The 16,221-nt window shown below is 70.3% G+C and carries 12 protein-coding genes; 5 read left to right on the forward strand and 7 right to left on the reverse strand.

What is annotated here, in order from left to right:
• Positions 1-35: 35 nt before the first annotated feature.
• Entirely contained in the window at positions 36-2,438 is a 2,403-nt protein-coding gene (locus tag K304_RS0122180) for a DUF6049 family protein (protein WP_027765502.1), read from the reverse strand.
• Between the two features lie 226 nt (positions 2,439-2,664).
• Here K304_RS0122180 and K304_RS0122185 point away from each other — a divergent pair, with 226 nt between their 5' ends.
• Positions 2,665-4,107, forward strand: coding sequence for a CCA tRNA nucleotidyltransferase (locus tag K304_RS0122185; protein WP_027765503.1), 1,443 nt, complete (start codon positions 2,665-2,667; stop codon positions 4,105-4,107).
• A 34-nt stretch (positions 4,108-4,141) separates the two neighbouring features.
• Here K304_RS0122185 and K304_RS30665 read toward each other — a convergent pair whose 3' ends face one another.
• The 3 genes from K304_RS30665 to K304_RS0122200 form a co-directional block, all read right to left on the reverse strand.
• Positions 4,142-5,422 (reverse strand): MFS transporter, encoded by a 1,281-nt coding sequence (locus tag K304_RS30665; protein ID WP_037791472.1) that lies wholly within the window; start codon positions 5,420-5,422, stop codon positions 4,142-4,144.
• Positions 5,423-5,476: 54 nt separating this feature from the next.
• Positions 5,477-6,988, reverse strand: a complete 1,512-nt coding sequence (locus tag K304_RS0122195; protein ID WP_037791473.1) for a glycosyltransferase 87 family protein — start codon at positions 6,986-6,988, stop codon at positions 5,477-5,479.
• Between the two features lie 92 nt (positions 6,989-7,080).
• The gene (locus K304_RS0122200; RefSeq protein WP_027765505.1) at positions 7,081-9,843 is read right to left on the reverse strand and encodes a transglycosylase domain-containing protein; all 2,763 of its coding nucleotides are present in this window, start codon (positions 9,841-9,843) and stop codon (positions 7,081-7,083) included.
• A gap of 389 nt (positions 9,844-10,232) precedes the next feature.
• On the opposite strand from K304_RS0122200, the gene K304_RS0122205 reads away from it, so the two are divergent.
• Both K304_RS0122205 and K304_RS0122210 read left to right on the forward strand, forming a co-directional pair.
• Positions 10,233-10,901 (forward strand): helix-turn-helix transcriptional regulator, encoded by a 669-nt coding sequence (locus K304_RS0122205; RefSeq protein ID WP_027765506.1) that lies wholly within the window; start codon positions 10,233-10,235, stop codon positions 10,899-10,901.
• Between the two features lie 53 nt (positions 10,902-10,954).
• Positions 10,955-12,037: an inositol-3-phosphate synthase gene (locus K304_RS0122210; protein WP_027765507.1), complete on the forward strand. Its 1,083-nt coding sequence runs from the start codon at positions 10,955-10,957 to the stop codon at positions 12,035-12,037.
• Between the two features lie 88 nt (positions 12,038-12,125).
• On the opposite strand, the gene K304_RS0122215 is transcribed toward K304_RS0122210, so the two are convergent.
• The 3 genes from K304_RS0122215 to K304_RS0122225 all read right to left on the reverse strand — a co-directional run bounded on the left by K304_RS0122215 (position 12,126) and on the right by K304_RS0122225 (position 14,890).
• Positions 12,126-13,157, reverse strand: coding sequence for an alanine racemase (locus K304_RS0122215; protein ID WP_027765508.1), 1,032 nt, complete (start codon positions 13,155-13,157; stop codon positions 12,126-12,128).
• 94 nt (positions 13,158-13,251) lie between these two features.
• Positions 13,252-14,370: a peptidoglycan bridge formation glycyltransferase FemA/FemB family protein gene (locus tag K304_RS0122220; RefSeq protein ID WP_027765509.1), complete on the reverse strand. Its 1,119-nt coding sequence runs from the start codon at positions 14,368-14,370 to the stop codon at positions 13,252-13,254.
• Between the two features lie 172 nt (positions 14,371-14,542).
• Positions 14,543-14,890, reverse strand: coding sequence for a hypothetical protein (locus tag K304_RS0122225; protein WP_027765510.1), 348 nt, complete (start codon positions 14,888-14,890; stop codon positions 14,543-14,545).
• A gap of 368 nt (positions 14,891-15,258) precedes the next feature.
• Between K304_RS0122225 and rpsF the strand changes: the two genes are divergently transcribed.
• Together rpsF and K304_RS0122235 are read left to right on the forward strand one after the other, a co-directional pair.
• Positions 15,259-15,549 (forward strand): 30S ribosomal protein S6, encoded by a 291-nt coding sequence (rpsF, locus tag K304_RS0122230; protein ID WP_027765511.1) that lies wholly within the window; start codon positions 15,259-15,261, stop codon positions 15,547-15,549.
• A 71-nt stretch (positions 15,550-15,620) separates the two neighbouring features.
• Positions 15,621-16,181 (forward strand): single-stranded DNA-binding protein, encoded by a 561-nt coding sequence (locus K304_RS0122235; RefSeq protein ID WP_027765512.1) that lies wholly within the window; start codon positions 15,621-15,623, stop codon positions 16,179-16,181.
• The last annotated feature ends 40 nt before the right edge of the window (positions 16,182-16,221 follow it).

Consider the following 16,221-nt stretch of genomic DNA (forward strand, 5'->3'; position numbering starts at 1 on the left):
CGGTCTTCTTCCCTGCCCCTGCTCGCCCGGCTCGGTCAACGGTCCACTTTCTCATCCGTGCCTGTCCGGCCACCGTTCTCGGCGTCGGTTTTCCGGGTGTCCTGTTCCTGCTCACCCGCCTGCTCCGCGTCGTCCGGGGCCTGCGTCCCGTGGGTTTCGGGGTTCTCGTGAGAGTGGGACGGCTCGTCGTCGCCGGACGGTTCCGGCAGCGGGGCGTCGGGGTCGGCGGCCGGACCGCGCCGCTTGCGCTGGGTGTACATCCTGATGCCCGCCAGGACGACCAGCCCGACGCCGGCCGCGATCACGAGCAGCACCGTGGAGGTGATCGAGGTGACCTTCACCTGGAACGACACAGGCTCGCCCCACGGCTTGCCGTCCTTGGTGAAGAGCTGAGCGGTGACGGTGGTGCGGCCGTTGGCCTTCGCGGTGGTGTCGAACTTGATCGACTGGCTGTGGCCGCCGTCGACCACGACTGGCTGCATCCGGTCCTCGATCCGCAGGCCGATGCTGCGGCTGGAGGTGAGGTGCAGCGTGAGACCGTCGACCTTCTGGGCCAGGTTGTTCTGCACGGTGACCGGGAGGGTGGCGCTGCGGCCGGAGAGCGTGAGGTCGGACTTGTCGATGAGCTCGATCTGCCCGGTCAGGCCCACGAGGTAGTCCTGCACCGACTCCCGGTAGTCGCGTGCCGCCCCGGGGTGGCCGCGCCAGGAGGTGGACAGCGCACGGTCCGTGGCGGTGCCGACCGGTGCCCTGAGCCGGTCCGGTTCGGCGAGGATCTCGAGGAAGTCCTCCAGGGTGCCCTGGGTGGCGTGGATCTGGCGGAACGCCTCCGTGGGCAGTTCGTTCTCCCGGAGCCGATCCGGGTAGCGGCCGGGACGCGGAACGCTGCGATCGGCGGACGGGTCGGGCCGCGCGTTCGCGGTCTCGGTGAGGTCCGCGGGCTGTGCCCACCGGTCGTGGGTGTCGAGGGCCTCGACCGCCTCGGCCATGGCCCGGGCCTGCGACACAGTGGGCCGGCGCTGTGGGGCGACGAGGACGCTGCGCTGTTTTCCGGGCACCTGCATGCCGATCGCCAGGGTGTGGGCGACGAACTTCTGCACGGCCAGGGTGGAGGCGCCGGCATGGGTGAGGTCGCCCTCGAAGGCTTCGGAGAGGCCCTGGTCGGCGACGACGGCTGTGGTGCCGCCGCCGATGGGCCGCGCCGCGGCAGGGGTGTAGGGCAGGTTCCGCGTGTCGCTGAAGCTCTCGCTGCTCGCGATGACGTGGTCCGCGCCGGCCGAGGTGGCGACGTCCACCACCGAGGTGTCCACGGCTCCCTCGACGGGCCAGGCGAAGTCCGTGGAGAAGTCGGTGTAGAGGATGTTGCCGACGGTCTTCTGCGCCAGCGTGGTGGCCGAACGGAGCCTGCTGAGGGCATCGGGCACGGCCTGCCCGCGGTGGGCGAGGGACGCCACGTCGGGGTCGGCGAAGGGGAGGGCGACCACCTCGTCCTCCTCCACGGCCTTCGTCAGGTCGGAGAGCCACTGGCGGGCGGTCGCCTGCGCCCTGCCGGGCTTGGTCTTCCCCTCCTCGGTGCGCACCTCGTAGGGCTGTGTCATGGCGTGCACGCTGGCCAGCAGATCCGGGTCGACGACCCAGGTGACGGGCAGGTCCTTGCCGAGCTGCACCATCTGCTGGAGGCGTCCGCCGGGGGCGATGGCCTCCTCCAGGTCGTCGCTGCGAAAGATCGGTGTCTGCTGCTCGTCCGCCTCCGTACGGGCGGTCAGGTGCGAGGAGGAGATCAGCGGCCACAGGTAGGTGAACCGGGTGCGCTTGTCCATCTCCGAGGTCTGCCACGGCAGGAACGTCCGCTGGATGCCGAGGACCTGCTCGAAGGGCTGGGACGGGGTGTGGCCCGAGTAGGAGACGCCGAGTTCGTGGATGCCGCTGCTCTCCAGCCCGAGGTCTCCGACCGGGACCTCGATCGTGAACGACCGGGTCACGCCGGGGGCGAGCGTCGGGACCTTCGCCGCGTGGTCGTCGAGCGCGGCCGGGTCGACGCCAGGAGTGAAGCCGGTACGTTCGGCGGCCTGGTTCATGGCGCTGCGGCTGTCCAGGGTCGCTCCGACGCGGAGGTCGACCACGCCCTCGGTGATCCGTGACCTGCCGTTGTTCGTGACGGTGCCGGAGATCGTGAGGGTGTCGCCCTCGTCGGGGACGGCAGGAGTGAGCTCGGTGAGCTCGACCTCGACCGTGCCCCCGTCCTGCGGCGCTGCGGGTGCACGGGTGGCGTCCCCGGGGGCGGCGACGGGTGCGGTGGCCGGCTGCGGGGCCGCAGCGGCTGCCGGGAGAAGGCCGCCGAGCAGGGGAGCGGCGGTGAGTACCGCCACCGCTGCGCGCCGTAGCCGGCGGGTGGTGGGAGCGGTCTGGGTGTGCTGCTTCTCAGCCGCCTCGGCCACGCGCTTGTCCGTCCCGTCGATCCGTCGTGGGTCTGTCGTGGGGTCTGTGGTCGCCCTGAACCTCTGATGGTAACGACGTCCGAGGCTCCGAAGTGCCGCGGCTCGGGCCCTCGAATGATCTTTGCGTGATCCGGACGCCGGGATGCTCCTCTCCTTGCAGGCGAGGGGCCACGTACTCTGTTCTGTCGTGCCGAACTCCGACCACAACAGCCAGCAGGTGCCGCCGATGCCGCAGTCCCCGTCGCCCGCCACGCAGGAGCTGAGCGAGGTGCAGCGCCGTGCCGTGAGCGAGCTGCTGCGGGTCTCCCCCGTCGCCGACGATCTCGCTCGCCGCTTCGAGCAGGCCGGCCACCGCCTGGCGCTGGTGGGCGGGTCTGTGCGCGACGCGCTGCTGGGCAGGCTGGGGAACGACCTGGACTTCACCACGGATGCCCGCCCGGAAGAGGTGCTGGCCCTGGTGCGGCCCTGGGCGGACGCCCTGTGGGACGTCGGCATCGCCTTCGGCACGGTCGGAGCCAAGAAGGCGGGCTATCAGATCGAGATCACCACCTACCGCTCCGAGGCCTACGACCGCACCTCGCGGAAACCCGAGGTCTCCTACGGCGACTCGATCGAGGAAGACCTGGTCCGCCGCGACTTCACCGTCAACGCCATGGCGGTGGCGCTGCCGGGCAAGACCTTCATCGATCCCCACGGTGGTCTGGAGGACCTCGCGCACCGGGTGCTGCGGACTCCCGGCACCCCGCAGGAGTCGTTCTCCGACGACCCCCTGCGGATGATGCGGGCGGTGCGCTTCGCGGCGCAGCTCGACTTCGCGGTGGCGGAGGAGGTGGTCGAGGCCATGACGGCGATGGCCGACCGCATCGAGATCGTCTCCGCCGAACGCGTCCGCGAGGAGTTCAACAAGCTGGTGCTCTCCCCCGAGCCGCGCAAGGGGCTGCGCCTCCTGGTCGCCACCGGGCTCGCGGACCGGGTGATTCCGGAGATTCCCGCCATGCGCCTGGAGCGGGACGAGCACCATCGGCACAAGGACGTCTACGAGCACTCGCTCACCGTCCTCGAGCAGGCCATCGGCCTGGAGGAGGACGGCCCGGACCTCACCCTGCGGCTCGCGGCGCTGCTGCACGACATCGGGAAGCCGCGTACGCGGCGCTTCGAGAAGGACGGACGGGTCTCGTTCCACCACCACGAGGTGGTGGGCGCCAAGATGACGAAGAAGCGCATGACGGCGCTGAAGTACTCGGGAGATCTGGTGAGGGACGTGTCCCGCCTGGTGGAGCTGCACCTGCGCTTCCACGGCTACGGGACGGGTGAGTGGACCGACTCCGCGGTGCGTCGTTATGTCCGGGACGCCGGGCCGCTGCTGCAGCGGCTGCACAAGCTGACTCGCTCGGACTGCACCACGCGCAACAAGCGCAAGGCGAACGCGCTCTCCCGGGCGTACGACGGGCTGGAGGAGCGGATCGCCCTGTTGCAGGAGCAGGAGGAGCTGGAGTCGATCCGTCCGGACCTGGACGGCAACCAGATCATGGAGATCCTCGGCATGAAGCCCGGCCCCGAAGTCGGCCGTGCCTACCGGCATCTGCTGGAGCTGCGGCTGGAGCACGGGCCCATGGGATACGACGCGGCGGTCGCGGCGCTCAAGGAATGGTGGGCCGCTCAGAGCTGAGCGGCCCCGGAGCGCCCCCGCAGGCACCCGTGTTTCACGTGAAACGTCGACGCCGCACCGTGAGCCCGAGTGCCACCAGGGCGTAGATCGCGGCGACCGTGACCACCAGCAGCTCCGAGCGGCCGTCTCGGGGGAGTATCAGCGCGGCGACGCCCGCGGCGCCGACGAAGGCGACGTTGAAGAGCATGTCGTAGAGGGAGAAGACCCTGCCGCGGTAGGCGTCGTCCACCGAGGACTGCACCACGGTGTCGGTGGCGATCTTCGAACTCTGGGTCACCAGCCCCAGGACGAAGGCCGCCACCAGCATCGGCCCCGCGGCGAAATTCAGCGCGAGAGCCGGTTCCAGCACCGCGGCCGCCGCCGCGCACACGGCCATCCAGCTCAGCTCCGTGAGGCGTCCGACGACCACGGGGGTGAGCACGGCAGCGGCAAGAAAGCCGACGCCCGACACCACCACGGCGATACCGAGCCAGCGCAGGCCCTGCTCCCCCTCGCCCGCACCGTCCCCCCAGGTGTGACGGGCGAGCATGAGCACCATCACGGTCAGCGCGCCGTAGCAGAAGCGCATCAGCGTCATCGCGGTGAGTGCCCGCGCCGCCGTACGACGTTGTGACAGGTGCCGGAGCCCGGCCACCAGCCCCCGGGTCGTCCCGGCCACGGCGGTGGTGATCCGCGGCTGGACCTGGTGGGGGTCGGGGCCGAGGAGGTCCCGGCCCATGCGGAGCGCGGCCAGCCCGGCGAGCAGGTACACCGTCGCGCCGAACAGCATCACCACCGCGTCCGCGGCAGGGCCGCTGGGAACGACGAGGCGCACCAGGAACGCCACCGCGCCGCCGGCCGTGGCGGCGACGGTGCCCGCGGTGGGAGAGACCGAGTTGCCGATCACCAGCCGGTCCTCGTCCACCACCCGGGGCAGCGCCGCCGAGAGCCCCGCCAGGATGAAGCGGTTCACCGCGGTCACCGACAGCGCGGCGAGGTAGAACAGCCACTGCGGCACCTGGACGATGAGCAGTGCGGCCGTCGCCGAGGCCATCAAGGCGCGGAGCAGGTTGCCGAAGAGCAGCACCTGCCGCCGTCGCCAGCGGTCCAGAAGGACGCCGGCGAACGGTCCGAGTACCGAGTACGGGAGCAGCAGCACCGCCATCGCCGAGGCGACCGCTGCCGCCGAGGTCTCACTCTGCGGTGAGAAGACCACGTGTGTGGCCAGGGCCACCTGGAAGACTCCGTCGGCGAGTTGGGACAGCAGTCGCACGCTGAGGAGACGACGAAAGCCCGGGAATCTCAGCAGCGTGCGGAGATCGCTGACCAGTGGCATGCACTCAGCCTCACACACGTTTCACGTGAAACATCGCGCACCCTGCCTGTCGTCTCAGCCCGCCTGGCGGGTCCCCCAGCGGACCAGGGAGCTCTCGAACGGCACGGGGGTCCGGGCGGACCGGGCTCGCCGCCCCAGGACGAATCGGTCCGGGGCGTGGTCCAGAGAACCGCCCGACGGGTCGTCCGAGCCGTCCCGGCGCACCGGATCGTGTTCGGGGCGGAGCACGTCCCGTACGACCATCGCACACAGGTACAGGGTCCCGATCAGGTGTGCGGCGATGGCCAGTTGGTAGCCCTCGGTCGGCAGGCCCTGGTGGGCGTCCCCGCTGCCGGTCCAGGCCAGGTACATCCAGATGCCCAGGAAGTAGACGACCTCACAGGACTGCCAGATCAGGAAGTCCCGCCAGCGGGGACGGGCGAGTGCGGCCAGCGGGATCAGCCACAGCACGTACTGGGGCGAGTAGACCTTGTTGGTGAGCACGAAGAGCGCGAGCACGAGGAAGGCGAGCTGGGCGAACCGCGGCCGGCGAGGCGCGAAGAAGGTCAGCGCGGCGATCCCGGCGCACCCGGCCAGCACCAGCAGGATCGCCCAGGTGTTCACGCTCTCGCCGTCCAGAGCGATGCCGGTGCGCTGGGAGATGATCAGCCAGAACGAGCCGAAGTCCACCGGGCGCTCCTGGCTGAAGGTGTAGAACTTCGACCAGCCCTGCGGTGCGCCGAGCATCACCGGCAGGTTCACCGCCGCCCACGACAACGCGGCCCCGCCCAGCGCGGCGCCGAAAGCCCGCCACCGCCCGGCACGCCAGCACAGCACCAGCAGTGGTCCCAGCAGGAGGACCGGGTACAGCTTCGCCGCCGTGGCCAGCCCGAGCAGCACGCCCGCGCCGAGCGGACGGCCACGCGCCCACAGCAGCATCCCGACGGCCGTCAGCGACACGGCGAGCAGATCCCAGTTGATCGTCGCGTTCAGCGCGAACGCCGGGGCGAGCGCCACCAGCAGGGCGTCCCAGGGGCGACGCCGGTGCGTCCACGCGACACTCACCGCGATCACCACCGCGCACACCATCAGCATCCCGGCGTTGACCAGCCAGTAGATCTGCTCACGCTCGACGATGTCGCCGCCCCCCGGCGTCATCCAGGCGGCGACCTTCATGAAGACGCCGGTGAGCACCGGGTACTCCAGGTACTCCATGCCGCCGGAGGTCTCCGCGGGAATGCGGTCGAAGTAGGGCGTGAGGCCGTCGGCGAAGCCGCGCCCGTTGTACAGGTGCGGGATGTCGGAGTAGCAGGCGTGCACGTACTGCGTCGTCTGCCCGTAGAACCAACCGCCGTTGTAGCACGGCAGCTTCTGCACCATGCCGAGCGCGAACAGGCCGATCATCACCAGTGCGATCACCCGCACCGGAGACCACCATCCCCGGCCCGTCAGGGCACGGCGTCCGACCGGGCCGCCGAACAGCTCGCTGCCGGCAGCGGCCACCTCGTCCTGCTCGGTGGGGCGCACCGGCTCTCGGGGGTCGTCGTCCGCCCGCTCGGGCCGCTGCTCGGTGTGCACGGTCGTCATGCGCACATCCTGCCCCATGGGCCTCCACCGGAATGCGGGAAGCCCCGGCCGGGACGATCCCGGCCGGGGCTTCCCGGTGCTCGACGCAGCGGCTACTCCTCCTGGATGCGGCCCCGCGTGTCGTTGTCCGGGCCGCCGAAGATGCCTCCGTCGTCTCCGCCGGTGGTCCCCTGGTCCGTTCCTTCGGTCGTGCCCTGATCGGCGCCGCCGTTCGTGCCCTGGTTGGCGCCGCCGTCCTGGCCGCCGCCGGGACCGGTCGTGGTGCCCTCGTCGTCACAGCCCCACCACTTGTCGCACGACCCGGTCGGCGAGGGGGTGACGCTGGGAGACGGGGTCGTGGGCACCGACGGCGACGGCGTCGGGTTCGACTCCGACGGCGACGGACTCGGCTCCGGCGACTCGGTCGGGCAGGCACCGTGTGCGCAGTACTCCTCGGCCGTGATCGGCGGAGCCTCGGGGAACGGCAGAGGCTCCTCGCCCTCCAGGGCTTCCTTCATGTAGGTGGCCCAGATCTCGGCAGGAAACGCGCCGCCATGGATGGTCGGCTCCCCGGCCGTGCGGTACATCTCGAGGAACTGCGGATGTGCCGGGTCGGACCGCCACATGCCGATCGAGGTGGACAGCTGCGGGGTGTAACCCGTGAACCAGGCCTGCTTGTTGCCGTCCGTGGTGCCGGTCTTGCCGGCGGCCGGGCGATCACCCAGGATCTCCGGCACCTGGTAACCGGTGGCCCCCGGCTGCACGACATCCACCAGCATGTCCGTGACGGTGTCCGCCGTGCTCGGGTCGAAGGCCCGCTTCTGGCTCGAATTGTGCTTGTACACCCGCTTGGAGCCGTCCTTGACCTCCTTCACGGCGTAGGTGTCGTTCTGCAGGCCGCTGTTCGCGAAGGTGGCATAGCCGTTCGCCATCTCGACGGCGGTCGGGCTGGAGATGCCGAGAGCGAACGCCGGCGTGGGGTTCTCCATCAGCCCGCGCTCGCTGACCCCGGCGTCGAGGGCCGCCTCCTTGACCTCCTCCAGCCCCACGTCCATGGCGAGCTGGATGAAGGGCGTGTTGGCGGAGACCTTCATCGCCTCGCGCAGGGTGATCTCCTCGTAGTCGGTGTCGCCCTCGTTCGGTGTGTACTGCGGTTCACCGTCGCCGTTGAGCCACGTCTCGCCGGCGTAGTCCAGCAGTTTGATCTTGCTGTCGCCGTCGTAGACCGTCTTCGGGGAGACCTCGATCCGGTCCTCGGGGCCCTGGTCCTCGCCGAGATCCGGGTCGCGGACGCCGTTCTCCAGCGCGGCGGCCATCACGTACGGCTTGAACGTGGAGCCCACGCCGGCTCCCGTCCTGCCGGCGTTGCTGCGGAAGTGCTCGGTGGCCGAGGTGCCGCCGTAGACCGCCATGATGGCGCCGTCCTCAGGCCGCACGGAGGCGCCGCCGAACTGGACGAACTTGTCCTCCTCGCGCTTGTCCGGCTTGAGGTTGTCCTTCCGCACCTTCTGGACGGTCTTCTCCAGGGCCTGCACCTTCTTCTTGTCGAAGGTGGTGTAGATCTGGTAGCCGCCGTCGTCGAGCTGCTTCTTGGTGAGCGTCGAGTCCGGGTTGTTGAGGACGTCGTTGTTGGCCAGCTCGACCAGGTATCCGATCTGTCCCTCCAGGGAGGACGCCCGCTCCGGCTCCTTGGGGTCCGGGAACTTCTTCGCGAGCAGTTCCTGCCGCTCCGACGCCGGGATCTCGCCCGTCTCGACCTGCCGCTTGAGGATCCAGCTCCAGCGCTTCTCGGCGCGGACCTGGTTCTTCTCCGGAGCCTGTGCGGGGCTGATGGCCTGCGCCTCGCCGCCGGCCGGGTCGTGCAGGTTGGGCCCGTTCAGCAGGGACGCCATGAAGGCGGCCTCGCTGCGGTCCAGCTCTTCGGCGTTCTTGCCGTAGTAGGCCTGGGACGCGGCCTGGATGCCGTAGGCGCCGCGGCCGTAGTAGGCGGTGTTCAGGTAGCCGGCCAGGATCGCCTGCTTCTCCAGCTGGGCGTCCACCTTGATGGAGATCAGCAGCTCCTTCGCCTTGCGGGTGAGCGTCTGATCCTGCGTCAGGTAGGTGTTCTTCACGTACTGCTGGGTGATGGTGGAACCGGACTGGGTCTCTCCACCGGTCGCCATCCGGAAGGCGGCGCGTGCGATGCCCACGGGGGAGATGCCCGAGTCCTCGTAGAACGTCTCGTTCTCCGCGGAGATGACGGCGTCCTTCATCGTCTCCGGGATCTCTTCGAAGGTGATGACCTGCCGGTTCTTGCCCGTGCCGTGGTCCACCATGCGGGAGCCGTTGGACCAGTAGTACACGTTGGACTCGGAGGTGGCGTCGACGTTCTTCACGTCCGGCACCTCGACCATCGCGTAGGCGACGCCGGCCAGCCCCAGCATCAGCGCGCAGAAGCCGACGAACGTGCCCAGCCACTGCTTCCAGGAGGGCGTCCAGCGGCGCCAGCCGTACTTGCCGGAGCGCGGGTAGTCGATGAAGCGCTTCTTGTCCTCGTGCTGCATCGTGCGCGCCCGCTGGCGGGCCGCTGCGCGCCCGCCGACCGCCGCTCCCGCGGCGGCGCTCGCGGCGCGTCGTCTGCCGCCGCGCTGCGCCGCGCGGCGGGCCTCGGCCCGGCCGCCCGGGCGGGGGGCGCCCACGAGGGTCTCGTCGCCGCCTCCGCTCCGGTGTCCGGCGTACCCGCCGGGGGGCCCGGGGGTCATGCGGTCCGGGCCCGCTCCGTAGGCGCGCGAGGTCGCCTGGTTCGGTGGTGCGGCGCGCCGGCCCTGCGGGGCCTGGGGCGGCTGCTGCGCGCGTCGACCGCGCCCCTGCGGCGGCTTACGACGGTGCTCGCTCATGGGAAACAGCTACTCCTCGGGCAGGCGACACTCGCGCCTGAAGGCGGCAGTTCACGTTGGTCCCCCCATCAGTGCGGCCGTGGAACCGGATCGATCCGGCTCGGGGCCGCACTGCACCCAGGACGAGGACGCCCGGCGGGGGCTCTCGGTTCCCGGTCTGGTCTGCACGCGGACAGACTACGCAGCCCCAAAACCCCCTTCTGTCGACATTCACCCCATCCAGTGCAACTCGCCTGCTGTGAATACGTGATGTGCGTCCCGTCACGCACGCATCCCCCGTTCCGCCCTTGCCGAAGGTGCCTCGGTCGTTCTATCGTCGTGATGTATCGACTCGATACATCACGGTGCTACATCGTCCGGCGAACGCCGGGAGGAGGTGACGGCGGGCCATGAGCAGACGCTCCGGCATCCTCGAGTTCGCCGTCCTCGGTCTGCTCCGCGAGTCCCCGATGCACGGATACGAGCTGCGCAAGCGGCTCAACACCTCGCTCGGGCTGTTCCGCGCCTTCAGCTACGGCTCGCTGTACCCGTGCCTGAAGACGCTGGTCCAGCAGGGCTGGTTGACAGAGGAGCCGGGGACGCCGCCGGAGGACCCCCTCGCGGCGCCCCTCACCGGCAGACGGGGCAAGATCGTCTACCGGCTGACGGCCGAGGGGAAGGAGCACTTCGAGGACCTGCTCGCCCAGACCGGCCCCGACGCCTGGGAGGACGAGCACTTCGGCATCCGCTTCGCCTTCTTCGGCCAGACGTCCCGCGACGTGCGGATGCGCGTCCTGGAAGGCCGGCGCAGCCGCCTCGAGGAGCGGCTGGACCGCATGCGCGCCTCGCTCGCCCGCACCCGCGAGCGCCTGGACGACTACACCCTCGAACTTCAGCGACACGGACTCGAGTCCGTGGAGCGCGAGGTCCGCTGGCTCAACGAGCTCATCGAGAGCGAGCGGACCGGGCGCACCTCCCGGCGCGAAACGGCACCGGAGGAGCGCAGAACGCAGGACAAGGGCGGTCTGCCCCGGCACCGGGGTGGAACCCCGCCGGATCCGTCCGAGGACACCGATTGAGGGCCGTGCACCCTGCACGACCCGAGACGAGATTCGAACAAGGAGCAACCGGAATGGGTTCGGTTCGCGTAGCCATCGCCGGCGTCGGCAACTGCGCCGCCTCGCTGGTGCAGGGCGTCGAGTACTACAAGGACGCCGACCGGGACAGCAAGGTCCCCGGCCTGATGCACGTCCAGTTCGGGGACTACCACGTCTCCGACATCGAGTTCGTGGCGGCTTTCGACGTCGACGCGAAGAAGGTCGGCCTCGACCTCGCCGACGCCATCGGCGCCAGCGAGAACAACACCATCAAGATCTGCGACGTGCCCTCCACCGGCGTCGCCGTCCAGCGGGCGGAGACCCACGACGGTCTGGGCCGCTACTACCGGGAGACCATCGAGGAGTCCGACGAAACCCCGGTCGACGTCGTCAAGGCGCTCAAGGACACCCGCGCCGACGTGCTGATCTGCTACCTGCCGGTCGGCTCCCAGTCCGCCGTCGAGTACTACGCCCAGGTCGCCCTCGACGCCGGGGTCGCCTTCGTCAACGCGCTGCCGGTCTTCATCGCCGGCACCAAGGAGTGGGCCGACAGGTTCACGGAGGCGGGCGTCCCGATCGTCGGCGACGACATCAAGTCCCAGGTGGGCGCCACCATCACGCACCGGGTCATGGCCAAGCTCTTCGAGGACCGCGGCGTCATCCTGGACCGCACGATGCAGCTCAACGTCGGCGGCAACATGGACTTCAAGAACATGCTCGAGCGTGAGCGCCTGGAGTCCAAGAAGATCTCCAAGACCCAGGCCGTCACCTCCCAGATCCGCGACCGCGAACTGGGTGAGAACAACGTCCACATCGGCCCGTCCGACTACGTCGCCTGGCTCGACGACCGCAAGTGGGCGTACGTCCGGCTCGAGGGCCGCGCCTTCGGCGACGTGCCGCTCAACCTGGAGTACAAGCTGGAGGTCTGGGACTCCCCGAACTCCGCCGGTGTGATCATCGACGCCCTGCGCGCCGCGAAGATCGCCAAGGACCGGGGCATCGGCGGCCCGATCCTCTCCGCGTCCTCCTACTTCATGAAGTCGCCTCCGGTGCAGTACTTCGACGACGAGGCCCGCGAGAACGTCGAGAAGTTCATCCGCGGCGAGGTCGAGCGCTGACCCGCTGACCGCCCACGATGCGAGGGGCCGGTGCCACAGGCACCGGCCCCTCGCATCGTTCGCCGGACGCCGGACGACGAGTCCCGCGTCAGCGGTCCACCGTCCGGTCCACCGCCGTCGTCGTGTGCCGCAACTGCGCCACCAGCTCCTCGCCCACCTTGGGCTCCGGCGCGTCGTCCGGCACGAACAGGATCGACACCTGCATGTGCGGAGGTTCCGCGAACCACCGCTGCTTCCCACCCCACAGGAACGGCGACAGGTTGCGGTTGACCGTGGCCAGCCCGGCCCGCGCGACCCCCTTGGCCCTCGACGTCATGCCCTGGAGCGCCTTCGGGGACTCCAGGCCGACGCCGTGCGACGTACCGCCGGCCACCACCGCGAGCCAGCCGTCGCCCGGGGCCCGCTGCTGCCGATAGCCGAACCGGTCGCCCTTCGCCACCGTCGTCACGTCCAGCACCGCTCCCCGGTACTCCGTCGCCGCGTGGTCGCCCAGCCACAGGCGCGTGCCGATCCGCGCCCGGAACCGGGTCTGCGGGAACTGCTGCTGGAGGCGCGCGAACTCCTCCGCGTGCAGGTGGGAGACGAACATGGTGTGCAGCGGCAGCCGTGCCGCCCGCAGCCGGTCCATCCAGCCGATGACCTCGTCCACCGCGTCCGACCCGTCGGTACGGTCCAGCGGCAGGTGGATCGCGAAGCCCTCCAGCCGCACCTCGTCTATGGCGGCGTGCAGCTTGCCCAGGTCCTCCGGCGTGACGCCGTGCCGCTTCATGCTGCTCATGACCTCGATGACGACGCGCGCCCCGCGCATCAGCCCGACCCCCTCCACCGAGGACACCGACCGGATCACCCGGTCGGGCAGCGGCACCGGCTCCTCGTTCCGCCGGTAGGGGGTGAGGACGAGCAGGTCGCCGCTGAAGAAGTCCTTCGTACGGGCGGCCTCGTAGGTGGTGCCGACCGCGAGGACGTCCGAGCCGAAGCGGGTGGCCTCCTCGGCGAGCCGTTCGTGTCCGAAGCCGTAGCCGTTGCCCTTGCAGACCGGGACGATCCCGGGGAACTGCTGGAGCACCGACTGCTGGTGCGCCCGCCAGCGTTCGGTGTCGACGTAGAGGGTGAGCGCCATGGCTGGTGCGGGGCCTTTCTTCTCGTCAGGTCGTCGGGCGGCCGACGTCGGGCCAGGGGGCCGGAGCGACGGCTCGGGGTAGGTCGTCGGGGCGTCAGCGCCGGGACATGTAGATGTCCAGCGCCTTGTGCAGCAGCTTGTTGAGCGGGAAGTCCCACTCGCCCAGGTACTCGGCAGCCTGCCCGCCCGTGCCCACCTTGAACTGAACCAGCCCGAAAAGGTGGTCCGACTCGTCGAGGACGTCGCCGATGCCGCGCAGGTCGTACACGCTCGCCCCGAGTGCGTACGCGTCCTGCAGCATGCGCCACTGCATCGCGTTGGACGGGCGCACCTCCCGCTTGTGGTTCGCGGACGCACCGTACGAGTACCAGACGTGGCCGCCCACGACGAGCATCGTCGCCGCCGCCACGGCCTCCCCCTCGTGCGTGGCGAAGTACAGCCGCATCCGGTTCGGGTCCTCGCCGTTCAGGACCTTCCACATGCGCTGGAAGTACGCCAGCGGGCGCGGCCGGAAGCGGTCCCGCTCCGCGGTGACCTCGTACAGCCGCTGCCACTCGGCCAGGTCGTCGTATCCGCCCTGCACCACCTCGACGCCGGCCTTGTCCGCCTTCTTGATGTTGCGCCGCCAGAGCTGGTTGAAGCCCTTGTGCACCTCCTCCAGCGTCCGCCCCTCCAGCGGCACCTGGAAGACGTACCGCGGCTGGACGTCGCCGAAGCCGGCGCCGCCGTCCTCGCCCTGCTGCCAGCCCATCCGGCGCAGCCGGTCCGCGACCTCGAAGGCACGCGGCTCGATGTGCGTGGCCTCGACGTCGCGGAGCCGCTTCACGTCCGGGTCCTGGATGCCCTTCTTGATCGCGGGGGCGTCCCAGCGCCGGATCACCACGGGCGGACCCATCTTCACCGAGAAGGCGCCGGCCTGCTTCAGATGCGCCAGCATCGGCCTGAGCCAGTCCTCCAGGTTCGTCGCGTACCAGTTGATGACCGGGCCCTCGGGCAGGTAGGCGAGGTAGCGCTTCACCTTCGGGAGCTGCCGGTACAGCACCAGCCCGGCCCCGACGAGCTGCCCGTCGCGGTCGAACCAGCCCAGGTTCTCCGAGCGCCACTCGTTCTTCACCTCGGCCCAGGCCGGCACCTGCATGTGACTCGCCGAGGGCAGACTCTGCACGTACGCCAGGTGCTGCTCTCGGCTGATGGTCCTCAGGGTCAGGCTCATGGGGGACGCTCCTGTAGGCACAACGTGGAAACACCCCCGGCCCTACTGCGGCGGAGGCTCGCCGGAAGCCTACTGCGCGGCGCCCCGCGCCGTACCAGGCGCACGCCACGCTCACGCCCCGAAACGTCCCGCACCGCCCACGACGTCCCGCACCGACCCGGCGCGGCAGGCGTCAGCCCAGCACGCCGCCGAACGGGCCGCCGTACGCGAAGCCCAGCAGCAGACCGAACGCCGAAGCACCCAGGCCGATGATCAGGAGGAAGCGCTCCCCCAGCGTCGCCGAGACGTACTGTCCCCAGCCCGCCGCGACCACGCCCACGATCCCCACCCACGAGGCGACCAGGTGCAGGTCCGCCACCTCGAACTGGGTGAGCAGGCCGGTCAGCAGCGCCACCGCGCCGAGCACCAGCGCCGCCGCGGCGAGGGTGTTCTCGACGGGATGCGTCCTGCCGTCGGTGTTGAGGAGGCCGAGAAGGCGGTGACCGTGCGAAGCCTGCTGCGTCCGTGCTGCCTGTGCCATGGGGCACCTCCGTCGCCGGGAAACACCGGACACCCGGAAACTCCGGGCCATCCCGGACGCGAGCCGGCGCCGGGGCCCGAAGGACCCCGCCCGCGGCGGCTCCTCGGACCCGCACTGCGCCGCCCTCCGGGGCCGCGCAGTATGACGCCGGTCACACCCGTGGTGTACAGCTTGCGGCGATACGTGGCCGGATTTCAACCGGACGCCGCAGTGCGGGTACTCTGTACGGTCTGCACCCGAGGTCCGCCGGCCCACGCCGGAGACGCCCCGCGAAGGCGCGTCCCACGGGACCACGGTGCGGAAACGCATACGAACCTCCTGCCACGGAACGACCGTGGCCGCCGAGTCCAGAGGAGGTGGGTTCACACATGCGTCACTACGAGGTGATGGTCATCCTCGACCCCGATCTCGATGAGCGTTCTGTCTCCCCGCTGATCGAGAACTTCCTTTCCGTTGTCCGCGAGGGCAAGGGCAAGGTCGAGAAGGTCGACACCTGGGGCCGTCGTCGTCTCTCCTACGAGATCAACAAGAAGCCCGAGGGCATCTACTCGGTCATCGACCTGCAGGCCGAGCCCGCGCTCGTCAAGGAGCTCGACCGGCAGATGAACCTGAACGAGTCCGTGCTCCGGACCAAGGTTCTGCGTCCCGAGACCCACTGACCCGCCGGTCCCCGCACGGGGGCCGAACGAGTAGCACCAAGCAGCCAGCAGCACCGCCGAGAGGTTCACCCATGGCAGGCGAGACCGTCATCACGGTCGTCGGCAATCTCGTCGACGACCCCGAGCTGCGCTTCACCCCCTCCGGTGCGGCGGTCGCGAAGTTCCGCGTCGCGTCCACGCCCCGCACCTTCGACCGGCAGACCAACGAGTGGAAGGACGGCGACAGCCTGTTCCTCACCTGCTCGGTCTGGCGGCAGGCGGCGGAGAACGTCGCCGAGTCCCTCACCAAGGGCACCCGCGTCGTCGTGACGGGCCGGCTGAAGCAGCGGTCCTACGAGGACCGCGAGGGCATCAAGCGCACGGTCATCGACCTGGACGTCGACGAGGTCGGCGCCAGTCTGCGCAACGCCACCGCGAAGATCACCAAGACCACCGGGCGCGGTGGCCAGGGTGGCGGTGGCTGGGGCGGCGGCCAGGGCGGCCCCGGTGGCGGCGGCCAGCAGGGCGGCGGCGGACCCGCGGGCGACCCGTGGGCGACCGGCGCACCGGCTGGCGGCGGCCAGCAGGGCGGTGGCGGTGGCTGGGGCGGCGGCCCCAGCGGCGGCGGCTACTCGGACGAGCCGCCCTTCTGACGGCCCCGCGGGGCCCGAGGAAGGCGCAGCTCACGCTGCA

The sequence above is a fragment of the Streptomyces sp. CNS606 genome, from assembly GCF_000426325.1.